This is a genomic window from Pseudooceanicola profundi (assembly GCF_050897955.1).
Lineage (GTDB): Bacteria > Pseudomonadota > Alphaproteobacteria > Rhodobacterales > Rhodobacteraceae > Pseudooceanicola.
In genome coordinates, this window is record NZ_JBPAXZ010000001.1 from 1,754,634 (window position 1) to 1,779,083 (window position 24,450).

Annotated in this window: 26 protein-coding genes; 13 read left to right on the forward strand and 13 right to left on the reverse strand. The window is 63.0% G+C overall.

Annotated elements, in window-relative coordinates:
• The first annotated feature begins 3 nt into the window (after positions 1–3).
• Positions 4–3,411, forward strand: coding sequence for an efflux RND transporter permease subunit (locus ACRARG_RS08710; protein ID WP_432689623.1), 3,408 nt, complete (start codon positions 4–6; stop codon positions 3,409–3,411).
• Here ACRARG_RS08710 and ACRARG_RS08715 read toward each other — a convergent pair.
• Positions 3,408–4,220 carry a protein-disulfide reductase DsbD domain-containing protein gene (locus ACRARG_RS08715; RefSeq protein ID WP_432689624.1) on the reverse strand — a complete coding sequence of 271 codons (813 nt, stop codon included), beginning with the start codon at positions 4,218–4,220 and terminating at the stop codon, positions 3,408–3,410. The two genes, ACRARG_RS08710 and ACRARG_RS08715, sit on opposite strands and share 4 nt — an antisense overlap.
• Positions 4,221–4,359: 139 nt before the next feature.
• Here ACRARG_RS08715 and ACRARG_RS08720 point away from each other — a divergent pair, with 139 nt between their 5' ends.
• Positions 4,360–4,926 carry a YqgE/AlgH family protein gene (locus ACRARG_RS08720; protein WP_432689625.1) on the forward strand — a complete coding sequence of 189 codons (567 nt, stop codon included), beginning with the start codon at positions 4,360–4,362 and terminating at the stop codon, positions 4,924–4,926.
• Here the strand turns inward: ACRARG_RS08720 and ACRARG_RS08725 are convergent.
• Positions 4,923–5,864 (reverse strand): L-threonylcarbamoyladenylate synthase, encoded by a 942-nt coding sequence (locus ACRARG_RS08725; protein ID WP_432689626.1) that lies wholly within the window; start codon positions 5,862–5,864, stop codon positions 4,923–4,925. The two genes, ACRARG_RS08720 and ACRARG_RS08725, sit on opposite strands and share 4 nt — an antisense overlap.
• A gap of 134 nt (positions 5,865–5,998) precedes the next feature.
• Between ACRARG_RS08725 and ACRARG_RS08730 the strand changes: the two genes are divergently transcribed.
• From ACRARG_RS08730 to ACRARG_RS08750, 5 genes are all read left to right on the forward strand, one after another.
• Positions 5,999–7,723 (forward strand): acyl-CoA dehydrogenase, encoded by a 1,725-nt coding sequence (locus ACRARG_RS08730; RefSeq protein ID WP_432689627.1) that lies wholly within the window; start codon positions 5,999–6,001, stop codon positions 7,721–7,723.
• Positions 7,720–8,763 (forward strand): MBL fold metallo-hydrolase, encoded by a 1,044-nt coding sequence (locus tag ACRARG_RS08735; protein ID WP_432689628.1) that lies wholly within the window; start codon positions 7,720–7,722, stop codon positions 8,761–8,763. Before ACRARG_RS08730 ends, ACRARG_RS08735 begins: the two co-directional genes overlap by 4 nt.
• 32 nt (positions 8,764–8,795) lie before the next feature.
• Positions 8,796–9,257: a DUF6173 family protein gene (locus ACRARG_RS08740; RefSeq protein ID WP_432689629.1), complete on the forward strand. Its 462-nt coding sequence runs from the start codon at positions 8,796–8,798 to the stop codon at positions 9,255–9,257.
• Between the two features lie 61 nt (positions 9,258–9,318).
• A complete protein-coding gene (locus tag ACRARG_RS08745; protein WP_432689630.1) occupies positions 9,319–9,453 on the forward strand; it encodes an aa3-type cytochrome c oxidase subunit IV in 135 nt (44 codons plus the stop codon).
• Between the two features lie 38 nt (positions 9,454–9,491).
• Positions 9,492–10,106, forward strand: coding sequence for a hypothetical protein (locus ACRARG_RS08750; RefSeq protein ID WP_432689631.1), 615 nt, complete (start codon positions 9,492–9,494; stop codon positions 10,104–10,106).
• Here ACRARG_RS08750 and ACRARG_RS08755 read toward each other — a convergent pair.
• Entirely contained in the window at positions 10,101–10,421 is a 321-nt protein-coding gene (locus ACRARG_RS08755; RefSeq protein WP_432689632.1) for a branched-chain amino acid transport AzlD family protein, read from the reverse strand. The genes ACRARG_RS08750 and ACRARG_RS08755 overlap by 6 nt on opposite strands.
• The gene (locus ACRARG_RS08760; RefSeq protein WP_432689633.1) at positions 10,418–11,137 is read right to left on the reverse strand and encodes an AzlC family ABC transporter permease; all 720 of its coding nucleotides are present in this window, start codon (positions 11,135–11,137) and stop codon (positions 10,418–10,420) included. The genes ACRARG_RS08755 and ACRARG_RS08760 overlap by 4 nt, the downstream gene beginning before the upstream one ends.
• A 116-nt stretch (positions 11,138–11,253) precedes the next feature.
• On the opposite strand from ACRARG_RS08760, the gene mobA reads away from it, so the two are divergent.
• Together mobA and mobB are read left to right on the forward strand one after the other, a co-directional pair.
• Entirely contained in the window at positions 11,254–11,853 is a 600-nt protein-coding gene (mobA, locus tag ACRARG_RS08765) for a molybdenum cofactor guanylyltransferase MobA (RefSeq protein WP_432689634.1), read from the forward strand.
• Positions 11,850–12,350 carry a molybdopterin-guanine dinucleotide biosynthesis protein B gene (mobB, locus tag ACRARG_RS08770; protein ID WP_432689635.1) on the forward strand — a complete coding sequence of 167 codons (501 nt, stop codon included), beginning with the start codon at positions 11,850–11,852 and terminating at the stop codon, positions 12,348–12,350. Before mobA ends, mobB begins: the two co-directional genes overlap by 4 nt.
• 54 nt (positions 12,351–12,404) lie before the next feature.
• On the opposite strand, the gene ACRARG_RS08775 is transcribed toward mobB, so the two are convergent.
• From ACRARG_RS08775 to ACRARG_RS08785, 3 genes are all read right to left on the reverse strand, one after another.
• On the reverse strand, positions 12,405–13,424 hold the full coding sequence (locus ACRARG_RS08775; protein WP_432689636.1) for a hypothetical protein: 1,020 nt from the start codon (positions 13,422–13,424) through the stop codon (positions 12,405–12,407).
• A gap of 45 nt (positions 13,425–13,469) precedes the next feature.
• Positions 13,470–13,940, reverse strand: coding sequence for a transcription elongation factor GreA (gene greA / locus ACRARG_RS08780; RefSeq protein ID WP_432689637.1), 471 nt, complete (start codon positions 13,938–13,940; stop codon positions 13,470–13,472).
• 107 nt (positions 13,941–14,047) lie between these two features.
• On the reverse strand, positions 14,048–14,431 hold the full coding sequence (locus ACRARG_RS08785; RefSeq protein ID WP_432689638.1) for a VOC family protein: 384 nt from the start codon (positions 14,429–14,431) through the stop codon (positions 14,048–14,050).
• 74 nt (positions 14,432–14,505) lie between these two features.
• Here ACRARG_RS08785 and soxR point away from each other — a divergent pair, with 74 nt between their 5' ends.
• From soxR to ACRARG_RS08805, 4 genes are all read left to right on the forward strand, one after another.
• On the forward strand, positions 14,506–14,976 hold the full coding sequence (soxR, locus tag ACRARG_RS08790) for a redox-sensitive transcriptional activator SoxR (protein WP_432689639.1): 471 nt from the start codon (positions 14,506–14,508) through the stop codon (positions 14,974–14,976).
• Positions 14,977–15,091: 115 nt separating this feature from the next.
• The gene (locus ACRARG_RS08795) at positions 15,092–16,738 is read left to right on the forward strand and encodes an electron transfer flavoprotein-ubiquinone oxidoreductase (RefSeq protein WP_432689640.1); all 1,647 of its coding nucleotides are present in this window, start codon (positions 15,092–15,094) and stop codon (positions 16,736–16,738) included.
• Positions 16,739–16,867: 129 nt separating this feature from the next.
• Positions 16,868–18,589, forward strand: a complete 1,722-nt coding sequence (locus ACRARG_RS08800) for a tetratricopeptide repeat protein (RefSeq protein WP_432689641.1) — start codon at positions 16,868–16,870, stop codon at positions 18,587–18,589.
• A gap of 3 nt (positions 18,590–18,592) precedes the next feature.
• A complete protein-coding gene (locus tag ACRARG_RS08805) occupies positions 18,593–19,423 on the forward strand; it encodes a 4-(cytidine 5'-diphospho)-2-C-methyl-D-erythritol kinase (RefSeq protein WP_432689642.1) in 831 nt (276 codons plus the stop codon).
• Here the strand turns inward: ACRARG_RS08805 and ACRARG_RS08810 are convergent.
• The 6 genes from ACRARG_RS08810 to ACRARG_RS08835 form a co-directional block, all read right to left on the reverse strand.
• Entirely contained in the window at positions 19,402–20,058 is a 657-nt protein-coding gene (locus ACRARG_RS08810; protein ID WP_432689643.1) for a phosphoribosylanthranilate isomerase, read from the reverse strand. The two genes, ACRARG_RS08805 and ACRARG_RS08810, sit on opposite strands and share 22 nt — an antisense overlap.
• A gap of 37 nt (positions 20,059–20,095) precedes the next feature.
• On the reverse strand, positions 20,096–20,437 hold the full coding sequence (locus ACRARG_RS08815) for a LapA family protein (RefSeq protein WP_432689644.1): 342 nt from the start codon (positions 20,435–20,437) through the stop codon (positions 20,096–20,098).
• A 1-nt stretch (position 20,438) separates the two neighbouring features.
• The gene (ihfB, locus tag ACRARG_RS08820) at positions 20,439–20,723 is read right to left on the reverse strand and encodes an integration host factor subunit beta (RefSeq protein WP_432689645.1); all 285 of its coding nucleotides are present in this window, start codon (positions 20,721–20,723) and stop codon (positions 20,439–20,441) included.
• A 343-nt stretch (positions 20,724–21,066) separates the two neighbouring features.
• Positions 21,067–22,743 carry a 30S ribosomal protein S1 gene (gene rpsA / locus ACRARG_RS08825; RefSeq protein WP_432689646.1) on the reverse strand — a complete coding sequence of 559 codons (1,677 nt, stop codon included), beginning with the start codon at positions 22,741–22,743 and terminating at the stop codon, positions 21,067–21,069.
• A gap of 626 nt (positions 22,744–23,369) precedes the next feature.
• Positions 23,370–23,540 (reverse strand): hypothetical protein, encoded by a 171-nt coding sequence (locus ACRARG_RS08830; RefSeq protein ID WP_432689647.1) that lies wholly within the window; start codon positions 23,538–23,540, stop codon positions 23,370–23,372.
• Positions 23,541–23,823: 283 nt separating this feature from the next.
• On the reverse strand, positions 23,824–24,447 hold the full coding sequence (locus tag ACRARG_RS08835; RefSeq protein WP_432689648.1) for a (d)CMP kinase: 624 nt from the start codon (positions 24,445–24,447) through the stop codon (positions 23,824–23,826).
• Positions 24,448–24,450 lie beyond the last annotated feature (3 nt).

The window sequence follows — 24,450 nt, forward strand, 5'->3', positions numbered from 1 at the left end:
CCCATGGCGGCGCTGAATGACGGACTGAAACAGGGGGCCGGCGGGCTTCTGTCCTATTTCACCCGGCACCGCACGGCCGCCAATCTTCTGCTGCTGCTTCTGTTGGTGGCGGGTCTGACCGCGACACCGCGGATGCGGGCCCAGTTTTTTCCCGATATCGTCTCGGACGAGGTATCCGTCTCGATCACCTGGGACGGCGCCGGCGCCGAGGATGTCGACACGGCCATTGTTCAGTTGCTGGAACCCTCGCTTCTGGCTGTTGAGGGCGTTGCCAGTTCTCAGTCCCGGTCCCGACAGGGCAGCGCATCGATCAATCTGGAGTTTGAGCCCGGCTGGGATATGGCCCGGGCCGAGGATGACGTGCAGGCCGCGATGGATTCGGTCAGCAACCTGCCCGAAGACGCCGAAGACCCGGAAATCCGCCGCTCTACCTGGCGCGACCGTGTGACCGATGTTGTCATCACCGGCCCTCTGGCGACCGATCAGCTGGGCCGGTATGCCGATGAATTCGCCACCCGGCTGTTTGCCGAGGGCGTCACCCGCACGACCATCCGCGGCGTCGCCGCGCCGCAGACGCTGGTGGAAGTCCCCTCCGTCAGCCTGATCGCGCATGACATCACCATGTCCGACATTGCCACCGCCATCGCCGCCGAGGTCGACACAGACCCGGCAGGCGATGTGACCGGCGCGAACGCCCGGGTCCGCACCGGCATCGCGAAGCGCAGCGCGACGCAGATCGCCGAGATCCCGCTCAGAACGGAACCGGACGGCACCACCCTGACCGTGGGCGATGTCGCAACCGTATCGGTTTTTGGAACCTCCCGGCTGCGCGGCTATTTTGTAGGCGACAATCCGGCCATCTCGATCCGGGTCGACCGATCCCAGGAGGGTGATGCGATCAAGATCCAGCGCCAGGTGGAAAAGGTCGCCGCCGAGATGGAGCCGACATTGCCCGCAGGCACAGAGATCGACCTGATCCGGACCCGGGCGGAAATGATCACAGGGCGGCTCGACATCCTGCTCGACAACGGGCTCAGCGGGCTTGCCCTGGTCGTTGTGCTGCTGTTCCTGTTTCTGAACGCCCGCACGGCCTTCTGGGTTGCCGCCGGGATCCCCGTTTCCATGTTCGCCGCGATTGCCGTCATGTATGCGGCCGGCCTGACGATAAACATGATTTCCCTGTTTGCACTGATCATCACGCTGGGCATCGTCGTGGACGATGCAATTGTCGTCGGCGAACATGCCGATGCCCGCGTCCGCCGCCACGGGGAATCGCCCGTCATCGCCGCCGAGACCGCAGCGCGCCGCATGGCCCTGCCGGTGTTTTCCGCAACCCTGACGACCGTCATCGCCTTTTTCGGCCTGACAGTGATCGAAGGCCGGTTCGGAGAAATGATCGCCGATATCCCGTTTACCGTTATCGCGGTGCTTCTGGCCTCTCTCGTCGAATGCTTTCTGATCCTGCCCAACCATATGTCCCATGCACTGGCGCATAGTGGTGAAAACCACTGGTATGACTGGCCCTCGCGGCAGGTGAACCGGGGCTTTGGCTGGTTCCGGCGGACCCTGTTCCGGCCCTTTATCGCGACCGTCGTGAAAGCCCGCTATCCGGTCCTGGCACTGGTGGTCTTGGCGCTGGCAAGCCAGGCCGTGCTCTTTATCCGCGGCGATGTCCAATGGCGGTTCTTCAATTCTCCGGAACGGGGCTCCATCTCCGGCAATTTCATGATGGTCGAGGGGGCATCCCGGGCCGACACGATCGAACAGATGCGACTACTGCAATCGGCCGTCGAAACGCTCGGGGCGGAATATGGCGAAAGGTACGGCACCAATCCGGTCGACTATGCCCTGGCCGAGATCGGGGGAAACACCGGCCGCAGCCTGGCCGGGGCGGACACGAAAGATGAAGATCTGCTGGGCAGCATCGCGATCGAGCTGATCGATCCCGATCTGCGGCCCTATTCCAGTTTCACCTTCCTGGCCGACCTGCAGGAAAGGGTCGCTCAACACCCCTATACGGAGGAGCTGAGTTTTCGCGGCTGGCGCTCGGGGCCCGCCGGCGATGCGCTGGATGTTCAGTTCTATGGCGCGGACAGCGCCCGGCTGAAATCGGCCAGCGAAGCGCTGAAAGAGGCGCTTCTGCCCTACCCCGAAGTCTCGGCCGTCGAAGACAGCCTGGCCTATGACAAGCAGGAGCTCATTCTGGAGCTGACCCCCCAAGGCAAAGCGCTTGGCTTCACACCGGAAGAGCTGGGCCGCGTGCTGCGGCATCGCCTTAACGGGATAGAGGCTGCCACCTATCCCGAAGGCCCCCGCAGCGCAGAGATCCGCGTGGAACTGCCCGAAGCAGAGCTAACCGCAGATTTCCTGGACCGGACGCTGATGCGGTCGGGCGCCGGCGAATATGTACCGCTTTCCGATATCGTCCGGGTCGAGCGGCAGGAAGGGTTCACCACGATCCGCCGCGAGAACGGGCTGAGGGTGGTCACGGTCAACGGCGACATTTCGGAGGACGATCCGGCCCGCGCCAGCCTGATCCAGACCACGCTCGAGACGGAAATTCTGCCGGATATCGCCAGCCGCTACCAGGTCGACTGGCAGATGGCTGGACTGAGCGAACAGGAGCAGAATTTTCTGAGCGATGCGGGCAGCGGCCTGACGCTGGTCCTGTTGGGGATCTACCTTGTCCTGTGCTGGGTTTTCTCCAGCTGGACCCGGCCGCTGGTGGTCATGGCGATCATCCCCTTCGGCCTGATCGGCACGATTTACGGGCACTACATCTGGGATGTTCCGCTGTCGATGTTCTCTGTGGTCGGGCTGCTGGGCATGACCGGGATCATCATCAACGATTCAATTGTTCTGGTCACCACCATCGACGAATACGCCGAACAGCGCGGCCTGGTGCCCTCCATCATCGACGGGACGGCGGACCGTTTGCGCCCGGTTCTTCTGACGACGCTGACCACAGTGCTCGGGCTGGCCCCGCTTTTGTATGAACAGTCGAGCCAGGCGCAGTTTCTGCGCCCCACGGTCATTACCCTGGTCTACGGGCTGGGCTTCGGACTGGTGCTGGTTCTGGTCATCGTCCCCGCGATCCTCGCCGCGCAGAACGATATCGCCCGGCTCCTGATGGCCTGGCGCCGCGGGCTGAAGACGCGCAGAGCCGTCGGGCTCAGATCGGCGCTGGCGCTCATGACGCTTGCGATTCTGGGCTGGGCCATGGCCACAATGGGCGCAACGCTCTGGCTGGATGCCCTGTCGCCCGTTCTCACCGGGATACCCGGAGCGCAAGACTGGCCGCCAATGGTTCTGGCTTTTGTCGCGTTTCTTGCAGGTTGCGCCGTCTTGCTGCTGGTCTGCTATATCGCCGCCGTCACCGTCTATTCGATGCGCCGGAGAGCGACGGCCTAAGAGCCGGAACACCCGTCGATTTCGACCGCACGCGCATCGCCCAGAACCGTCAGGCGCAGCGCGCTGCGATCAAGCGCAAAAGCCCCGCCATTGGCATCCATCAGCTCCGTCCGTGTGACCAGCCGGTCGCCGTCACGCCGGCTGACACTGTCCCGGACCCAGATCGTGGCATCCCCCGGTTCGACGACAACCACCTCCTGCCCGGACAGGGCGGGCATTTCAATCGTCGTGGTCAGCACCAGATTGCGGCCTTCGGGAGCAACCGTACAGGAGACACCGCCGACCCCGGCGGAACGGGCCGCAAAGGGGCGCTCGGCCAGTGCCGCCGCGATATCTGGCACGCGGCGGGTGTTCTGCGACAATTCGACGGGCGGCAGGGTCACGGTCAGGGGCACGCAGACATCTTCGCAAATCCCCATCTCGACTGTTCCGCCGAGGGCGACCTGCCCGCCGCTTTGCCCCGGCAGGACGCGCAGAGGCAGCACCAGACGCTCTTTGTAGCCGATTGTGCGCAGACCATTCTGATAAAAGACGTCCGGACGCGGCCAGATCACCTGGACACCCTGCACGTTTTCCGACCCGCCCCAGGAAAAGACCGGCGGCAGCCCCGCCTCGCCCGGCGCACGCCAGTAGGTTTTCCACCCCTTGGCCAGATGGACGTCAAGCGCGGCGACAAAACTGCCGTCTTTTTCCTGCCAGCCTGGCAGAACGCGTACCGAAACCTTATCCGCAAAGGTTTCGGACAGGGCAGGCAGAACGCTGGCAAGGGCAAAGGCGACGGCACATGCGCCGGACGAAAGGTATCTCATGACACCTTGCATGCCCCGCGCCCCGCATCCTGCCAACTCACTTTCGGGCGAGTGGATGTTTCACCGCGTTTCGCATTGAACCTGAGACCGGAAAGCCTCAGGTTAAGGGATACGTCCGAGATCACCGAAAGCTGCCCCAGTGACCCCTACCACAGAGCTTGCCGGAAAAATCCTCATCGCCATGCCCGATATGGGCGACTCGCGGTTCGACCGCAGTGTGATCCTGCTGTGCGCCCATAGCGAAGAGGGCGCCATGGGTCTGATTGTGAACCTCCCGACAGACGAGGTCACGCTGGCCGACCTTGCCGATCAGCTCGATCTCGATATGGAAGAAGATCAGAGCGATATGCCGGTCTATTCCGGCGGCCCGGTCGAGCAGGAGCGCGGTTTCGTTCTGCATTCGTCCGAATATTCCAGCGCCATCTCCACCATGCCCGTGACAGAGGATATCTGTCTGACCGGCACCCTGGATATCCTCGAAGATCTGAGCGAGGGGACCGGACCGGATGTCGCCATGGTCTTTCTGGGCTATTGCGGCTGGGGGCCCGGCCAGCTTGAGGCAGAGATCGCGCAGAACGCCTGGCTGATCGGGGACGCCCCGATGCGGCTCATCTTTGCCACCCCGGATGCCGCCAAATGGGAAGCAGCCCTGAAGAACGAAAAAATCTCGGCGCTGTCACTGTCGAGCGCATCCGGACGCGCCTAGCGCGGCGCGGCTGCGCGGCGCAGACGGTCGTTGATCGCCCGGCCCAGACCTTCGTCGGGGACAGGCGCCACCGCGATCCGCTCCGCCCCCATCTCGTCTAGCGCATGCATCATGCGGAACAGATTTGACGCGGCTTCGATCAGGTCTCCGGAGGCCGAAAGGGTCAGATCACCCCCCGTCGCGCCGAACCCCAGCATCACCTCTCCCGGTTCCGCGACTGTCGCGTTCAGACGCATCACGCCCTGCGGCGCGTAATGAGAGGTCATCTGCCCCGGCGCATTGATCGCCTCGCCCTCCGCGCGGGTATCGAGAGGATAGCCCAGCACCTCCGCCAGCCGCTCCGCCGTGACGCCGCCTTCGCGCAGCACCACGGCCCGGCCGGCATCGTCAAATCCGACGATCGTGCTTTCCAGCCCAACACCGCATCGCCCGCCATCGACCACCGCCGCGATTTCGCCGTCGAGGCCCGAGAGCACATGCGCCGCCTCTGTCGGGCTGATCCGGCCCGACGGGTTGGCCGAGGGCGCCGCCAGCCCTCCACCGAAGACCGTCAGCAGATCACGCGCCAGCGGATGCGCGGGCATGCGCACCGCCAGCGTCGGCAGCCCGGCCGTGACCAGCGGCGACACCGGCGCGCCCTCCTTCAACGGCAGAACCAGCGTCAGGGGCCCCGGCCAGAAGGCGGCGATCAGCTTTTCCGCCTCTGCCCCGACCTCAACCAGCCGGTCGACCCCGGCGCGGTCCGCGACATGCACAATCAGGGGATTGAAACTGGGCCGCCCCTTGGCCGCGTAGATTCCGGCAACCGCCTGATCATCGGCGGCATTCCCGGCCAGACCATAAACCGTCTCTGTCGGGATCGCCACAACCGCCCCGCCGCGCAGCAGGGCAGCCGCGCGCGCCAGACCAATCGGATCGGGGCTTAGGAGCTCTGTCATGGGCAGGACCTTTCCGTGACGCCGCGTTTGGGGTTGCGCGGCCCGGGCGGGTCACTAGCCTTCCCCACAGAAGATGTGCATAGAAGACGTTACGTCGCTTGCCAAGCATCGGGCGGTGTGAAGAGGAGGACAACATGCCGTATCGTACCCCGGTTTCAGAGTATAAGTTCGTTCTGGAGAATGTCGTGGATTTCGACAAAGTCTCCGCCACCGAAGATTATGCGGAGGCAACGACCGACACGGTCGACGCCATCCTGACCGAAGTCGGGCGGCTGGCTGACGACATTCTGGCCCCGCTGAACCGCAATGGCGACACCGATCCGGCCCGGCTGGAGAACGGCGTCGTGCGCACCTCCAAAGGCTTTGCCGAAGGGTTCAAGGCCTTTGCCGAAGGCGGCTGGATGGGACTCTCGGCCCCCGAGGAATGGGGCGGCATGGACCTGCCCCACACCCTGACCAGCGTGGTGAACGATATCTTCTCCGGCGCCTGCCTGTCGCTGGGGCTGAACCCGCTGCTGACGCAGGGCCAGATCGACGCGCTGCAGAAACATGCGCCCGACTGGATGAAAGAGCTCTATCTGCCCAAGCTGATCTCCGGCGAATGGTCGGGCATCATGAACCTGACCGAACCGCAGGCCGGGTCGGATGTGGGCGCGCTGACAACCAAGGCCGTGCCGAATGGTGATGGCACCTATGCGATCTCCGGCCAGAAGATCTACATCTCCTGGGGCGATCACGATTTCGGCGGCAATATCTGCCACGCGGTCCTTGCCCGCCTGCCCGATGCGGCGCCAGGCACCAAGGGCATCAGCCTTTTCATGGTGCCGAAGTATATCCCGAATGAGGATGGCACCCTGGGCGAGGCCAATACGCTCCGCGTCGTCTCGCTGGAACACAAGATGGGCCTGCATGGCTCGCCGACCTGCGTGATGCAGTATGACAATGCCACCGGCTGGCTCATTGGCGAGGAACACAAGGGCATGGCCGCGATGTTCACCATGATGAACAACGCCCGCCTCGCCGTTGGCATGCAGGGCGTCGGCACGGCAGAGGCCGCGCTGCAGCACGCCCATGCCTATGCGATGGACCGCAAGCAGGGCCGCACCCCGCTGGAGGGCAAGGGCGGCACCGGCACGATCATCGACCATGCCGATGTGCGCCGCATGCTGACCACGATGAAGGCCGACACCTTCGCCGCCCGCGCCATCGCCCTGGCCTGTTCCGTCGCCATCGACATGTCCCACGCCACCGGCGACAAGGGATGGGAGGCGCGCGCCGCCTTCCTCACCCCCATCGCCAAGGCCTTTGGCACGGAAACCGGCATCCGCGTGTCCGAACTGGGCGTGCAGGTGCATGGCGGCATGGGCTTCATCGAGGAAACCGGCGCCGCGCAATACAGCCGCGATGTCCGCGTCACCGCGATCTACGAGGGCACCAATGGCATTCAGGCCATGGACATGGTCGCCCGCAAGCTGATGGACGGGGGCGAGGCCGCCTATGCCATCATCGAGGAGATCGAGGGCACGGCCGAAAAGGCCCGCGCCACCCTGCCCGAACTGGGCGCCGCCGTCTGGGAGGCGGCGGAGACGCTGCGCGAGGCGACGGAATGGATGCTGTCACAGCAGGACCTGAACGACCGTTTCGCCGGTGCCGTCCCCTATCTGCTGGGCTTTGCCCGCGTGCTGGGCGCCCATTACCACCTCAAGGCCGCGATGACCGAAACTGACGGTGGCCCGCGGACCAAGCTCGCGCTCTATTACATCACCCGCCTGCTGCCCGAACATGTCGGTCATCTGGCGCATGCCACCTGCGGGGCCGAAGACCTCTATGCGCTGACCGCCGAGGAGCTTGAGGCGTGAGTCCCTCGGACCACGCCGCCCTCTCCTTCCCTTTCCCTGATCTCCCCGGTCCCGGCGAAGCCGTGGAGGTGGCCGAAGGCGTATTGTGGATAGCGATCCCGCTGCCTATGGCGCTCAAATGGGTCAATGTAGTCGCGCTGGACGATGGCGATGGCTGGACATTGGTGGATACCGGCACCTACACGCAGGACACCGTGAAGGTATGGGAACAGATCCTTGCCGGCCCGCTCAGGGGCAAACCCGTCACCCGCATTATCTCTACCCACCACCATCCGGACCATGTCGGCATGCTGGGCTGGTTCATGACGAACCACGGGGTGGAGCACTGGTCCTCCCGCACCACATACCTGCTGACGCGGATGCTGGTTCTGGACGAGGAGCCGCTACCAACGCAGGCCGCCATAACCTACTGGAAACGCGCCGGCATGCCCGCCGAAAAGCTGGCAAAACGGATGTCGGAGCGGCCGTTCAACTTTGCCGATATCGTGCACCCGGTGCCGGTCGGCCATACCCGCATCCAGCAGGGAGACGTCATACGAGCGGGCGGGCGCGACTGGGACGTCCACATGGGCAACGGCCATGCGCCGGAACATGTGACACTCTGGTCCCGCGACGACAATCTCGTGATCGCGGGCGATCAGGTCCTGCCAACGATCAGCCCCAATGTCGGCGTCCAGCCGGCAGAGCCCGAGGCCGACCCGCTGGCCGACTGGCTGGAAGCCTGCGAACGTCTCCAGACCCTCGCGCGGGAGGATCATTTCGTCATCGGCGGCCACAAGCTGCCCTTCACCGGCCTGCCGCGCCGGATGAACGACCTGATCGTGAACCACCACACCGCGCTCGATCGGCTCAAGAAACATATCGCGGAGCCACGGGTGGCGGTCGACTGCTTCTCCCCCCTTTTCAAGCGGGAGATCGTTGACGCCATCTATGGCCTTGCCATGGTAGAGGCCTATGCCCACCTTCAGCACCTGCACCGGATCGGCCAGGCCAGTCGCACCCTGCGCGAGGACGGTGCTTATATGTGGCAGACGCTGTAGCACGGCCACAAGGTCCTGAAGGAGGCCCGCCAATGGATGACAAGATCGCCACCAGCGCAGAGGCCTATGAGGCCGACGCCCTGCCCCGGTGCTATGACAACCGCCCCGAAGGCGAGGAATTGTCGACCGATCATGTGACCGACAAACCGGCCAAGGCGAAAAGTCCCGCCGAATGGGCTTATGAGCGGCTGATCCTCTATATCCAGAAGTTCGAGGCGACGCTGGACAGCGACCATGAGGTCGCCATGGGGTTTGCCGGGGGCGATACAGGCGTCATCCGGATCGAGGGCATGGGGTTTTTCGAACCCGACATCGTGACCTTTTACGGCACCGATGGCACCGGCGCCCGCACCCAGCTGGTCCAGCATGTCACCCAGCTGTCGGTCATGCTTCGCGCCACGCCAAAGCTTGTGGAAACGGCAGAACCGCAGCGGATCGGCTTTCGCCTGCGCCGCGACCTGGAAAAGACGTCGCAGCAGGAGGCAGAGGCGTGACATGCGCGCGGGGATCGGCTAATCACGCCGGGACAGACCTTTGACCGATCAGGAGCGCCCTATGGCCGAGCACAAGCATGGCGAGATGGACATCACCGTCCAGGAGAAAACCTTCGATGGCTTCATCAAGGCGTCGACCTGGGTGGCAGGGATCTCTATCGGCGTGCTGATCTTCCTCGCCCTGTTCAACACCTGAAGCACCGGCCTGATTCCCTGATCGGCCCTGCTCCCCTCATGCTGACACGCTTATCTGCGCTTCTGATCGTGCTTGCCCTGCCGGCCTGCGCGCCGCGCAACCCGCAAATCCTGCCGCCAGAACAGCTGGCCGCGGCCGCCTACCGAAGCGCCAAGCCGCCGGAGGTGACGGTCTATACCGTAGTGAACAAGGCGTCGGGCAGCGGAACCCACACGGCGCTTTTGATCAACGCATCGGAGCGTGTGCTCTACGACCCAGCCAGCGGCTTCGAAGCGGAAGGCGTGCCGAGGTCAGGCGATATCCTGTACGGCTATTCTCCCGGCGTCGAAAAAGCCTATTTCTCGGTCCATGAACGGCATTCGTTCCGGGTTCGGACCCATAGTTTCGCAGTGTCTTCCGAAACCGCCGAAAGACTGTTGCGTGCAGCCAAGGCGCAGGGGCCCGCGGCACCGGCGCATTGTGCCGTGAGCACAATCGAAATTCTGAAATCTGAACCGGCCTTCGCTGCGCTGCAGGAAACCTATTCGCCGAAAAAACTGGGCCAGCAGCTGGACCAGATGCCGGGCGCAAAGATATCCGAACTGACCGAGGACATGTTCCCGCAGACACGGGTCATCAGTGCGCAAAAATTCGACGAGCGCCCCGACCTATAGCCACAAAAGAAGGTAGAGCGCCGCGATCCCCGCAGCAATCGCCAGAAAGGTCCTGCGCGACATCAGCCCGACCAGCAGGGCCACAAGCGCAGCCCCGATCCGCGCGATATCAGGCTCGCCCCCCGTTGCAGCCGGCCATACGACCAGAGGCGCAACCAGCGCGGGCAGCACGGCGACGGCAGTATATCTGAGATGCCTGAGCAGCCAGTCCGGCATTTTCCGGTCACCGACGATGCCGGTAAAGGCAAACCGCAGCGCAAAGCTCCCGACGCCAAGGGCCACGATCACAATCCAGAGGTCGAGATTATCGATCACGATTGGACCTCATCAAGCCGTGGCAAAAGCCTTTTCTCTGTCTGTGCGCCTGCCATCATGCCCAGTACAGCCGAGATGATCAGCCCGAAGTTATAAGGCAGCCAGACCAGAGCCAAGGCCGAAACCACCGCGACAACAGCCGCCACAAGATGCGGCACGGACCGCAGCATGGGCGCAATCATGGCGATAAAGGTGATCGGCATGGCAAAATCCAATGCGTATTCCGGGGGAATGCTGCTGCCCACCAGCGCCCCGACCACCGTCAGCGCGTACCAGGCCGGAACGATCGGTGTCACGACGCCGAAAAAATAGCTCATCTTTCGCCCCGCATCCCATTCGGGATTACGTTCGAATGTCGTGATGCTGAGGGCATAGGACTGATCAACCGTCAGATAGGCCGCCAGTGCCCGCTTCCAGATCGGTGCCGCCCCCAGATGCGGTGTCAGCGAAGCCGAATACATGGCCATCCGCAGGTTCACCGCCAGCGCCGACAGGATCACCACAATGGTCGGTGTATCGTGCTGCAACAGCTGAAGCGCGGTGAACTGCGCCGCGCCGGCAATCACCACGACGGAAAAGCTCAGCGCTTCCAGAACGTTCAGACCCGATTCCGTCGCCATCACGCCGAACAGAAGCGAAAAGGGAGACACGATCAGAAGAAACGGCAGACCGTCCCGCACACCGCGCCAATATATGCTATTCGGAGTGGAGGACATCCTCGGCTTCTCATAAACTGGTAAAGATATCCGACTAGTGCAGTGCCAGCTTCAATGCAATTCCCCCTTCCTCACACAGCCGCCTTTGCACCCGCCATTTGGCTGCTTTGCCAATGATGCCGCCGCCGGCCGTCATCCTTGCCGGAGGCAGGGCGCGCCGCATGGGCGGCGGCGACAAATGCCTGATGCCCCTTGGCGGGCAGCCCTTGCTGGACCACATCCTCGCCCGGGTGACCCCGCAGGCCGGACCTGTCGCACTGAACGCCAATGGTGCCCCGGAACGGTTCGCCCACTACGGTCTTCCGGTGATCAGCGACGAAAAAGACGACCGGGGCCCGCTGGCCGGCGTGCTGGCGGCGCTGAACTGGGCCCGCGGCATCGGGGCCGACCGGGTGATAACCCTTCCCGCCGACACGCCTTTCCTGCCCCAGGACCTTGTCCCGCGTCTTCTGCTGGCGCAGGAACCCCGCCCCGATCGTCCTGCCATCGCAATAAGTGCGGGGCGCCGCCATCCTGTCGTCGGCATATGGCCAACAGAGCTGGCACAGGATTTGTCGCGCGCCCTCGATCAGGGCACACGGCGCATGTCGGACTGGGTCGATCGGCTGGACCCAGGTCTGGCGGAGTTTCCGGCCACGCAGCTGGACCCGTTTTACAATATCAATCGTCCGGAAGATCTGCGCCGGGCCGAAGAGCTGTCAGGGGCGCGCACGTGAAGATCTTTGGAATTGCCGGCTGGAAGAATTCCGGCAAAACCGGTCTGATGGAACGGCTGGTGACAGAATTCACCGCCCGCGGCCTGTCGGTATCGACGGTCAAGCATACCCATCACCGTGTCGATCTGGATCAGCCCGGCAAGGATAGTCATCGGCACCGTCTAGCCGGCGCGCAGGAAGTCCTTGTCGTGTCCGGAAGCCGCTGGGCGCTGATGCACGAACTCAGGGATCAGCCCGAACCCGATCTGAACGAGCTGCTGCCGCGTCTCTCACCCGTCGATTTGCTGCTGGTCGAGGGATACAAGACCGGCGCCCATCCCAAGATCGAAACCCACCGCCGCGACACTGGTAAGGCGCCATTTGCCCATGAGGACCCGACCGTGCTCGCCATTGCCAGCGATGCGCCGGAAACGCTCGGCCCTTACGATCATCCCGTGCTGGACCTGAACGACACTCAGGAAATTGCCGCGTTCATCGCGGACCGGATCGGACTGTAACGGCCCCGGGTCAGCCCAAAGTCGACCCTCGGCCAATCCCTTGTCCGGTCGAAATCAGTTGAACGTACCCGCGACCCGCCCCAGCAGCATAAAGGCCCGGGCTGTCCGGGTTTCGGACAGTTCCGTAATCTCCTGATCGCTTGCGGTTTTCTCAAACTCGACAAACATACGGTCGAAGATGCGGATGAAATGGTGCGCCGCGTCCCGGAAAACCGGATCCTGCCGCATGCGCCCTGCGGTGAGCGCCAGCGAAGACCTGTCCCGGACCCCGCCGAGCGCCGCGACCACACGTCCACGCTCCCCATTGGCGAACCGGCGCCATGTTTCGGGCCGCGCCATGTCCGGACTGAGATCGTCCATATAAATGCCGTCCTGGCTCAGCAACGTCAGGACATCCTGCGCCGCCTGGATCAGCGCCGCCGTCTGACGGTCCTTCAGCGCGTGGCGCAACGCCGTGAACCCGTCCTCGTCCTCGGCCGTTTCGGGGAAGTTCAGCGCCCGCAGATACACATCGCGCGGAAGATCGACATCGCTGTCCTCTGGCAGATTGTCCAGCGGAAGGCTGGGCTGACCATCGCCCGGCTCCTCGATTTTGGCCGGCGGTTCGGGCCGTGAGGGGGCTTCACCGCGAATCGAATGGAATGTCGCCAGCGACGCCTCGGTCTTGCGCTGCGCAGCGGCGATCTCGTCCAGTTTTCGGCTGATGGACCCGGCGGTGGCCCCGGTCGTGCCGGACAAATCGGGCTGGAAAGAGACCCGGATCGTGTCGATGGCCGCCTCTATCCGGCGGCTTTCCGACCGCATCGTCCGCGCCGACCGCGACACCATCGCGGCAACCCACATCAGGGCCACGGGCATGAAAATCGCCAGCAGCACCATAACGAAGTTCAGCACATCGAACTGCATCTCGGGCTGCTGCCCCGGGTCCCGCAGGAAAAGGAACAGACTGCCCGTCCCCAGCAGCCACAGCACGGACAGGATCAGTGCGATGACCTCTGCGGCCGTCAACCCGTCGCGGTCTGGCTTATCATAGACCCCCATCGGAGTCGGGCGGGTGTCGCTCAAATCGGTCATCAGTCAGCGCTCTGCGCCCCCGGAGATTCTGTGCCGGAAGCCCGGTCAGTTATACTCAATTTTAAGAATTTCGTAGGCTTTCTCACCGCCGGGCGTCCGCACTTCGACAGAATCGCCTTCGTCCTTGCCGATAAGAGCTCTGGCGATGGGGCTTTTGATGTTCAACAGGCCCTTTTCGATATTGGCTTCGTATTCGCCAACGATCCGCCAGACCTTTTCCTCGTCCGTATCCTCGTCGACCACGGTGACCCGGGCGCCGAATTTCACATTGCCGGACAGAGTGGTCGGATCGATCACATCGGCCAGCGACAACACACCCTCCAGCTCCTTGATCCGGCCCTCGATGAAGGACTGCTTTTCGCGCGCGGAATGGTATTCGGCGTTTTCCGACAGATCGCCCAGCTCGCGGGCCTCTGCGATGGCCTGAATGATTGCCGGACGCTCCACGCTCTTGAGCTGCTTCAGCTCGGTCTCCAGGGCGGTGAAGCCCGCGCGCGTCATCGGTATCTTTTCCATTGCTCCCTCCGGCGGCAATAACGAAGGGGCCCGCGGTCAGGCCCCTTCATAAATCTCTAGTGCGGCATACCTCACCCAATCGGGCCGCCAAATGCAAGCGCTTTGGCTCATCTTTGATGCGAGGCGACCTCCCATTCGATCCCGTCCCGGTCGTGGAAATAGAACCGTTTGCCCGGCGCATACTCCCCGTGATTGATCGGCGTGAACCCGGCCGCCCAGACCCGCGTTTCAACCTTTCCGATCTCCTCCTCCGTGAAAACAGCAAGGTGATTCAGCATGCCCACGGTCCGGTAGCTGTCCGGCACCTCCCCCTTTGCCTCTCCATAGGAAAAGAGCGCGACGTAGCTGTCGCCTGTGCCGACATGGACGGTGTAGCCGGTCTGCATCCCCGGCCCTTCCCAGCGGATATCCCAGCCAAACACCTCACACAGCCAGCGCGCTGTGGCCTTCGGGTCCGACACCGTGACATTGGCATGTTCCAACCTGATCATGAATTTTTCCTTTCATTTTGATCAGGCCACAAGATAAAACCTCAACAAATATTCAGATCAATAAGAAAGATCGCATGAAATTCAGAGGGATACAGATTGGCCATCTGGCAGAGCGCACAGGCCTCGCCGTGTCTGCCATCCGGTTCTACGAAGACCAGGGGCTGGTGTCGCCCGACCGCGGTCCCGGCGGTCAGCGCCAGTTCCAGAAGGCCGACATCCGCCGCCTCTCCTTCGTGATGATCGCGCAAAAGCTGGGATTCTCGATCGCAGAGATCCGCGACCAGCTGTCCACCCTGCCCAAGGGCCGCACCCCCACCGCCGCCGACTGGCGCCGCCTGTCGACGCTCTACCGCAGCGACCTGAACCAGCGGATCGCCGCGCTGGAACGGCTGCGCGACGATCTGGACGGCTGTATCGGCTGCGGCTGCCTCTCGCTCGACAAATGCCGTCTCTATAATCCTGGTGACCGCGCCGCTCGAAAAGGCAGCGGCCCGCGCTACCTCCTGGGCGACCGCCCGGAGGAGGACGCTGCGGAAAACCGATGATTTCCGCGCATTAACCGGTGAAATACACTTGGTCCTGATTGACCCGCTGCATGGCAGCGGGATAATCACTGCGAAACAAAATTTCGCAAGGACCCGCTTGGGAGAAGGAAACGACATGTCGGAAGTTGAACGCGAGGCAATGGAATATGACGTGGTCATCGTGGGCGCGGGCCCCGCTGGCCTGTCAGCCGCGATCCGTCTCAAGCAGCTTGATCCCGAAATCAGCGTGGTCGTGCTGGAGAAGGGCTCCGAAGTGGGCGCGCATATCCTGTCGGGCGCAGTTCTGGACACCTGCGGCCTCGACGCGCTGATCCCCGACTGGAAGGAAAAGGGCGCCCCGATCACCGTGCCGGTGAAGGAAGACAACTTCTACGTCCTGGGCGAGGCCGGCAAGATCCGCGTCCCCAACTTCCCTATGCCGCCGCTGATGAACAATCACGGCAACTACATCGTGTCCATGGGCAACGTCTGCCGCTGGATGGCCGAACAGGCCGAAGAACTGGGCGTCGAGGTCTTCCCCGGCATGGCTGCCTCCGAGATCGTCTATGACGGCGACCGCGTGAAGGGCGTTGTCGCTGGCGTCTTCGGGCTGGAAGCCGACGGCTCCATCGGGCCGAACACGGAGCCGGGCATGGAGCTGCACGGCAAATACGTCTTCATCTCCGAAGGCGTGCGCGGATCGCTCGCGAAAGAGCTGATCAACAAGTACGAGCTGTCCGAAGGGCACGAGCCGCAGAAATTCGGCATCGGCATGAAAGAGATCTGGGAGATCGACCCGGCCAAGCACCGCGAAGGCACGGTCACCCACACCATGGGCTGGCCGCTGGGATCGAAGGCCGGCGGCGGCTCCTTCATCTACCACCTTGATAACAATCAGGTCTACGTCGGGTTCGTTGTCCACCTGAACTACAAGAACCCCTATCTCTACCCCTATATGGAATTCCAGCGCTTCAAACATCATCCGATGGTGGCGGAGCTGCTGGAGGGCGGCAAACGTGTGGCCTATGGCGCCCGCGCCATCACCGAGGGCGGCTATCAGTCCATGCCCAAGATGACCGTCCCCGGCGCCGCCCTGCTGGGGTGCTCCGTCGGTATGGTCAACGTCCCGCGCATCAAGGGCAACCATAACGCCATGCTCTCGGGCAAGGCCGCGGCCGAGGCCGCCTATGCGGCAATCCAGGCAGGCCGTGAGGGTGACGAGCTCACCGATTACGAGGCAGAGGTCCGCACCGGCGCCATCGGCAAGGACCTCAAGAAGGTCCGCAACGTCAAACCGCTCTGGTCCAAATACGGCCTCTTTCCCTCGCTGGCGATCGGTGGGCTGGACATGTGGACCAACACCTTCGGCTTTTCGCTGCTGGGTACGATCGGTCACGGCAAATCCGACGCGGAGGCGACGGAACCCGCCGACAAACATCAGCCCATCGACTACCCCAAGCCCGACGGCAAGCTCAGCTTCGACCGGCTGACCAACGTCAGCTTCTCGATGACCAACCACGAGGAATCGCAGCCGGCGCACCTCAAGCTCAAGGACCCGTCGATTCCGGTCGGTGTGAACCTGCCCAAATTCGCCGGCCCCTCCGCCCGCTACTGCCCGGCCGGTGTGTACGAATTTGTGACGGAAGAGGGCAGCGACCCGAAATTCGTCATCAACTTCCAGAACTGCGTCCACTGCAAGACCTGCGACATCAAGGACCCCTCGCAGAACATCAACTGGACAACCCCGCAGGGTGGCGACGGGCCGAATTATCCCAATATGTGAGCAGCCCTGACGCGCAGTTCACCCGGAAGAACAATTTAGTTACATTGAGGGGCAGGTTTTCCTGCCCCTCATTGCGTTGCCCCCCAACTGTCCATTACGCTTCTGTGACGGGAAGAAGGGCAGATTGGCATGAAGACTAAAGGCACTTGGCGCATCCTCACCGCGGCGGCAACGCTCGCGCTCTCGACATCCCTCGTGGCACCGGCCCTGGCCGGGAACGCGGGCGACTATCTGGCCGCCAGACAGGCCCGGCTGTCGAGCGATTTTGACACCGCGGTTTATTACTACATGCGCGCTCTGGGTGAGGCACCGCATAATCCCCAGCTTCTGGAAGGGGCGGCCCTGTCCCAGCTCTCCGCCGGCGATCTTGACCGGGCGGTTTCGATCGCAGAGCGGATGGAAGCAGACGGGATCTCCAGCCAGATCGCACGCGCGATCCTGTCGGCCTACGAATTCCACAATGCCGATTACACATCGGTTCTGAAACGTGTCGACGAAGACCGGGGCATCGGACCGCTGGTGGATGGCCTGATGTCTGCATGGGCCAAGCTGGGCTCCGGCGACATGTCCGCCGCCTTGTCCCAATTCGACAAAGTTGCCCAGACCCAGGGGCTCTACGGCTTTGCCATGTACCACAAATCGCTCGCCCTCGCGATGGTCGGCGACTTTGAGGCCTCCGAGGCGATTTATTCCGACGAAAGCGCAGGCCCGCTTCAGATGACCCGCCGCGGCGCGATGGCGCGGATCGAAGTGCTCAGCCAGCTGGACCGCAACGCCGATGCCCTTGCCCTGCTGGAACAGCTCTTCGGCGCCGATCTGGACCCCGGCCTGCTCGATCTGCGGGACCGGCTCAAGGCAGGCGATACGCTGCCCTTTACCCATGTCACCAATATCACCGATGGCGTGTCCGAAATTTTCTACTCGGTCGCAGGGGCCCTTCGTGGTGAGGCCACGGATGACTACACGCTGATCTATTCCCGCGTCGCCGAATATTTGCGCGCCGATCATGTCGACGCCATTCTGCTGTCTGCCGAACTGCTCGAAGATATGGGCCGGCCGGAGCTGGCCACCCGCACCTATCGCCGGGTGCCGCGCGACAACCCCGCCTTCCACGCCGCAGAGCTGGGCCGGGCCGATGCGCTGTCCAAAGCAGGCCGCGAAGACGCCGCGCTCGAAGTACTGGACCAGCTCGTTGTCAGCCATGGCGACCTGCCGGTGGTCCACACCACGCGCGGCGATCTGCTGCGCACCATGGACCGCTACATGGATGCGGTGGCCGCCTATGACAAAGCGCTGGAGCTGGCGAAAGACGACGATGGAACCCGCTGGTTCATCCACTATGCGCGCGGCATCAGCCAGGAGCGTCTGGGCCAGTGGACAGATGCCGAAGCCGACTTCCGCGAAGCGCTGGAACTGAACCCCGGCCAACCGCGTGTGCTGAACTACCTTGGCTACTCGCTTGTCGAAAAGAACGAAAAGCTCGACGAAGCACTCGCCATGATCGAAGAGGCCGTGGAGGCACAGCCCGACAGCGGCTATATCCTGGACAGCCTGGGCTGGGCGCTCTACCGGATGGGGCAATATCAGGACGCGGTCAGCCATATGGAACGCGCAACGGAACTGATGCCCGTCGATCCCGTCGTGACCGATCACCTCGGCGATGTCTACTGGGCCGTCGGGCGCCGGATGGAGGCCGCGTTCCAGTGGAACCGTGCGCTGTCCTTCAGCCCGCAGGATCAGGATGCGGCCCGTATTCGGCGCAAGCTGAAAGTCGGCCTAGATGCCGTCCTGGCCGAGGAAGGCGCAGCACCTCTCAAGGTGGCGCAGGACCTTCAGAAAAACGGCGGCTGACCCATGATCCCGGACGGGGCGGTGCAGGAATTCGCACCGGCCAAGGTCAACCTGAGCCTGCACGTCACCGGACAGCGGCCGGACGGCTATCACCTGCTGGATTCGCTGGTCGCCTTCGCCGATATCGGCGACCATCTGACCATGATGAAAGCCGATGTACCCAGAGTGTCGGTCACTGGGCCATTGGCCAGTGGCGTGCCCACCGGCCCGAACAATCTGGTTCTGAAAGCGGCGGCCTTTATGAACCTCACGGCTGACATCGTGCTGGACAAACATCTGCCCGCAGCGGCCGGGATTGGCGGCGGCTCTTCCGACGCGGCGGCTGTGCTGCGTGGCCTGTCCACTCTGTATGCCCGCCCCCTGCCCTGCGGGACAGAGGCGCTTGGCGCTGACGTTCCGGTCTGCCTGACCCCCCGCGTCAGCCGCCTGCAGGGCGTGGGAGAGCGGATCACCCCCCTGCCTGCCCTGCCGCCGCTGCATGGCGTTCTGGTGAACCCCGGTGTGTCAGTTGCGACGCCCGCAGTGTTTAATGCCATGTCGCAGCGGACCAACCCGCCGATGCCGGAACCTCTGCCCCGCTGGAACGATACCGAAACGCTGATCGGCTGGCTCGCGGACCAGCGCAATGACATGGAAGCAGCCGCCATCGCCTGCGCCCCGATCATCCGGGACGTCCTTCATCAGATTGCCCAAAGCCCGCTCTGCCGCCTGGCCCGCATGTCCGGCTCCGGCGCGACCTGCTTTGGCCTGACCACAACCCGCCCGGATGCCGAAGCCCTGGCCGCAGCCCTCCGCCAGACCGGCTGGTGGGTTCAGCCGGTCACCTTCGCCTGACCCGTCGCCGCGGCGACAAAGTCGCGGATCAGCCCGTGGTCCTTGACGCCCGGAGCCCCTTCGACACCCGACGACACATCGACCTGCCGCGCGCCGGTCAACCGGATCGCCTCGGCCACATTGCCCGGCGTCAGACCGCCCGCCAGCATCCAGGGGCGCGTCCAGTATTTCCGCCCCGACAACAGCCGCCAGTCAAAGGGCAGGCCATTGCCGCCGGGCAGCTCCGCCCCCTTTGGCGCCTTGGCATCGACGAGGATCTGATCAGCCACCTGTGAATAGGTGTCGATCGCGACCAGATCATCCGGTCCTGCGACCCCGACCGCCTTCATGACAGGCAGGCCCAGCCGCGCCCGCAGCTCCGCGACCCGCTCCGGGCTCTCTTTGCCATGCAGCTGCACCATATCCAGCGGCAGGCCCGCCAGCACGTCGGCCCGGGCATCGTCCGGATCAACGACAAGCGCTACCTTGGCCATGCCGACCGGCGCGTCCGCCATCAGCGCGCGGGCGGCCTCGACCTCCAGATGCCGGGGCGATTTGGGAAAGAAGACAAACCCGCCATAGGCCGCGCCGGCCCGCGCCGCCGCGTCAACTTCGCCAGGCGATGTCAGCCCGCAGATTTTTACACGGATATCCATGCGCCGGGTCTACGCCAGCAGACCCGGACCGGCAAGGTCAGTCCAGCAGGGCCAGAACCTCGTCCTTGCCGTCATGCTTTTCGTTTTTCAGCCGCTTGACCTCACGTTCAAGCCGGCCGACCTGCTTGGTGCCTTTCCGCATGGCCACGCGGTGCTTGTGTTCGCGCATCCATTCCCAGACGAAACCGATCAGCAGCCCCGCAACGACGCCACCAAAGATGACCACAAACAGCGGCAGGTTCACGCTGAAATTCATCCCGGCGATGTCGGCCAGCCCGTCAGGCAGCATGTTCAGCGTCACGGGTTCCCGGTTCGCCAGAGCGACGCAGATCAGGATGATCGCAAGACACAGCAAAAAGAGGTATCGGATATATTTCATGTCAGTTCTGTCCGTTCAGACGGTCGCGCAGCAATTTCCCGGTCTTGAAGAACGGCACGTGCTTTTCTTCAACTTCGACCGCATCGCCTGTGCGGGGGTTTCGCCCCGTTCTCGCATCCCGCTTCTTGACGGAAAAGGCCCCAAATCCGCGCAGCTCCACCCGGTCGCCACGGGCCATTGCATCGATGATCTCCTCGAAGATCACATTCACGATCCTTTCGACGTCCCGTTGGTAGAGATGTGGGTTCTCGTCGGCGATTTTCTGAATGAGTTCAGACCGGATCATGTGCGGTTTCTCCCCAAGCGCTTGGTAACAGCATCCAACAGACACCTGTCGACTATAGGAGCATTTGTTTCGTCCCGAAACTGTCACGTGAAGGCGAAACACCGGAATTATCAGGGAAAAATACGTGATTGAGGGAGTTGACGGCGCAATTTCGCGCGCTTCGGCAGAGTCGGACATGGCTCGGGCCCGGTGCTGCATTGCGGCATCCATGGCTGATTCGTATGCCCGCCATGTGCCAGTTGCATGCCGTGGAAAACCGGAGCCGCCAGAAAGAAAGGCGGGCCACAGGGACCCGCCTTTCCTTGATTTGAACGAAGGCCTTAGCTCCGTCTGTGGCCCGTGATCAGTCGTTCGACTTGAGCGCGGCGCCCAGGATGTCGCCCAGCGATGCACCGGAGTCCGACGAACCGTACTGTTCCACGGCCTCTTTCTCTTCGGCGATCTCGCGTGCCTTGATCGACAGGCCCAGACGACGGGTCTTGCTGTCGACATTGGTGACGCGCACATCGACGTGGTCGCCGGTCGAGAAACGCTCAGGGCGCTGTTCGGCACGGTCACGCGACAGGTCGGAGCGGCGGATGAAGGACTTCATGCCTTCGTATTCCACTTCGATCCCGCCATCTTCGATCGCCGTGACGGTCACGGTGATGATCGAGCCGCGCTTCACGCCGCCAACGGCATCCGCGAACTTGTCGCCGCCGACATTCTTGATGGAGAGCGAGATGCGCTCCTTCTCGGTGTCGACTTCGGAAACCACTGCAGTGACCATGTCGCCCTTGCGGTAGTTCTGGATCGCGTCTTCGCCACGCTCGTCCCAGCTGAGGTCGGACAGGTGAACCATGCCGTCGATATCGCCGTCGAGGCCAACGAACAGACCGAATTCGGTGATGTTCTTGACTTCGCCTTCGACAACGGTGCCCTCGGGGTGCGTTTCGGCAAACACTTCCCACGGGTTGCGCATCGTCTGCTTGAGGCCCAGGGACACGCGGCGCTTCGCACCGTCGATTTCCAGAACCATGACGTCCACTTCCTGCGAGGTGGAGACGATCTTGCCGGGGTGCACGTTCTTCTTGGTCCAAGACATCTCGGAGACGTGGACCAGACCTTCGACACCGGCTTCCAGTTCGACGAATGCGCCGTAGTCGGTGATGTTGGTCACGCGGCCCTGATGGACCGAACCCAGCGGGTACTTGGCAGCAACCAGATCCCACGGATCTTCCTGCAGCTGCTTCATGCCGAGCGAGATACGGTGGGTGTCCTTGTTGATCTTGATCACCTGGACCTTGACGGTCTCGCCGATGTTCAGGATCTCGGACGGGTGGTTCACGCGGCGCCATGCCATGTCGGTGACGTGCAGCAGGCCGTCAACGCCACCCAGATCGACGAATGCGCCGTACTCGGTGATGTTCTTGACCACGCCTTCCACGGCCTGACCTTCTTCGAGGTTGGAGATAACCTCGGCACGCTGTTCGGCGCGGGACTCTTCGAGGATCGCGCGGCGCGACACAACGATGTTGCCCCGGCGACGGTCCATTTTGAGGATCTGGAACGGCTGCTTCAGACCCATCAGCGGGCCGGCGTCGCGCACGGGGCGCACGTCAACCTGAGAGCCGGGCAGGAATGCAACTGCACCGCCCAGATCGACGGTGAAGCCGCCTTTGACACGGCCGAAGATCGCACCGTCGACGCGGGCGTCGTCGGCATAGGCTTTTTCCAGACGATCCCAGGCTTCTTCGCGGCGGGCCATCTCGCGGGAGATGACGGCTTCGCCACGGGCGTTCTCTGCGGCACGCAGGAACACTTCGACCTCGTCGCCGACAGAGATGTCGGGGGTCTCACCGGGATTTGCGAATTCTTTGAGATCAACGCGGCCTTCCATTTTGTAGCCGACGTCGATGATGGCTTGTCCCGCTTCGATTGCGATGACCTTGCCTTTGACAACAGACCCTTCTTCGGGCGTGTCCATTTCGAAGCTTTCGTTAAGGAGGGCTTCGAATTCCTCCATGGTTGCGTTTGCCATGTGGCTATGGGTTTCCTTTTACTTCGGTTTGACTGGCCGTGCGGTTGTCTCCGCCGGTCTTGGGGTTGGTCAGGTAGACGCCGCGAAACGAAAGAGGGCCGGTTGCCCGACCCCTGCTCATCCTTCATCGCGGCATTTGCGCCTTGTCGACGGGGCGGAAATAGTCGGGTCGGCCCAGCAAATCAAGCCCCAAAGCGCGTTTAACAGGCCTTTCGGCAGGCCGGAGCCGTCGGGCGCAGGCGCCCGAAAAAATACCCGGGGCCGAAGCCCCGGGCATTGTTCTGCTGAAAAGTGCTTTTTGAAACCGATAAACCGGCGTCAGCCGAAAGCGGGTCTTCGAAGAAAACTGGCCCCGTGGTGATATTCTCGGGATCGAGGATGAAGCGTTCGTCCGCTTACCTCACCCGCGGCAGTTCAATTGGCAGCGAGGTGCCGTTGGTACCCCAGATCGCCTCGATCTCGGTCTTTCTTTCCCCGGCAATATCGGGGATTTTCATGTAGCCTCGACCGTGGAGCCAAATTTCTTAAGGACAAAACCGTCCATGACCACTCCTGGAGACCGGGTGAATTACACACCCGTTAGAGAGGAACCGGTCCGATCCGGGTGTCCCGGGTCCTTTGGCGCTTCACTTGTCTCCGGTGGTCATGCCCTTTGGCACGGCATAGTCTTCGGCCGGGATCAGGCAATCCATGCCAAAGTCAAAGCTGCGCCAGGTTGCCTCCGGAACGGGCTTACGCTCGGAGGTGGGCTCAGCCTCGCCGGCCTCGGCTTTCTTGGCGTCGAACAAGATGGTCATCTGCAAATTCCTTCCATTCTACAATGGTTACAGGATAACCGAAAACAGGCTCGCACGGTTCCAACTTTCGCCATAGTCGGGTATTCCAGACCTTATTTTTAAGCGTCAGATGTGTGTCCGTCTGAACAATCCTTCCGGTTGCAGACAGATTATCCACATATTGAGGCATGGCTGCGGCGCGGGCTGGGTAAGCTTGGGGTTTTTCTGCAGCGCAGTCAGAATCGCCCTCTCCGATGCCGGAAAGGGCTGATCACGTCACTTCATTCCTGGGATCAGGCCCGGGTCAGACGGTCGCCACCCGCCCGGACCGTGCCTCGACCAGACGGATCGTCTCGGCCAGCGCTTCCGCGATATCCATCTCGGACGTGTCGATCACCACGGCGTCCTCCGCCGGTTTCAGCGGCGCCGTCGCCCGCGCACTATCCCGCGCGTCCCGCTCCCTGAGATCGGCCAGCACCTGCGCCTCCGTCATCTCCGGATGCTTGGGCTGCAATTCCAGAAACCGGCGATGCGCCCGGACCTCGTCGCTGGCGGTGACGAAGAACTTCACCTCCGCCTCCGGACAGATCACAGTGCCGATGTCGCGCCCGTCCAGCACCGCGCCCCCGGACCGCCGCGCAAAAGCACGCTGGAAATCGACCAGCGCCGCCCGCACCTCCGGGATCGCCGCAACCTGAGAGGCCAGCCGCGCCACCTCTGGCGTGCGCAGCCCGTCGGCCTCCAGATCCGCCGCCGTCAGGGTCTGCGCCGCTTCCAGCGCCGTTACCCCGTCCAGCAGCCGCCGGCCGGTCGCGCGATAGATCAGACCTGTGTCGAGATGCGCGATGCCGAAGACCCGCGCCAGCTCTTTCGAAATGGTGCCTTTGCCCGCTGCGGCGGGCCCGTCGATTGCAATCGTGAAAGCCAAGTC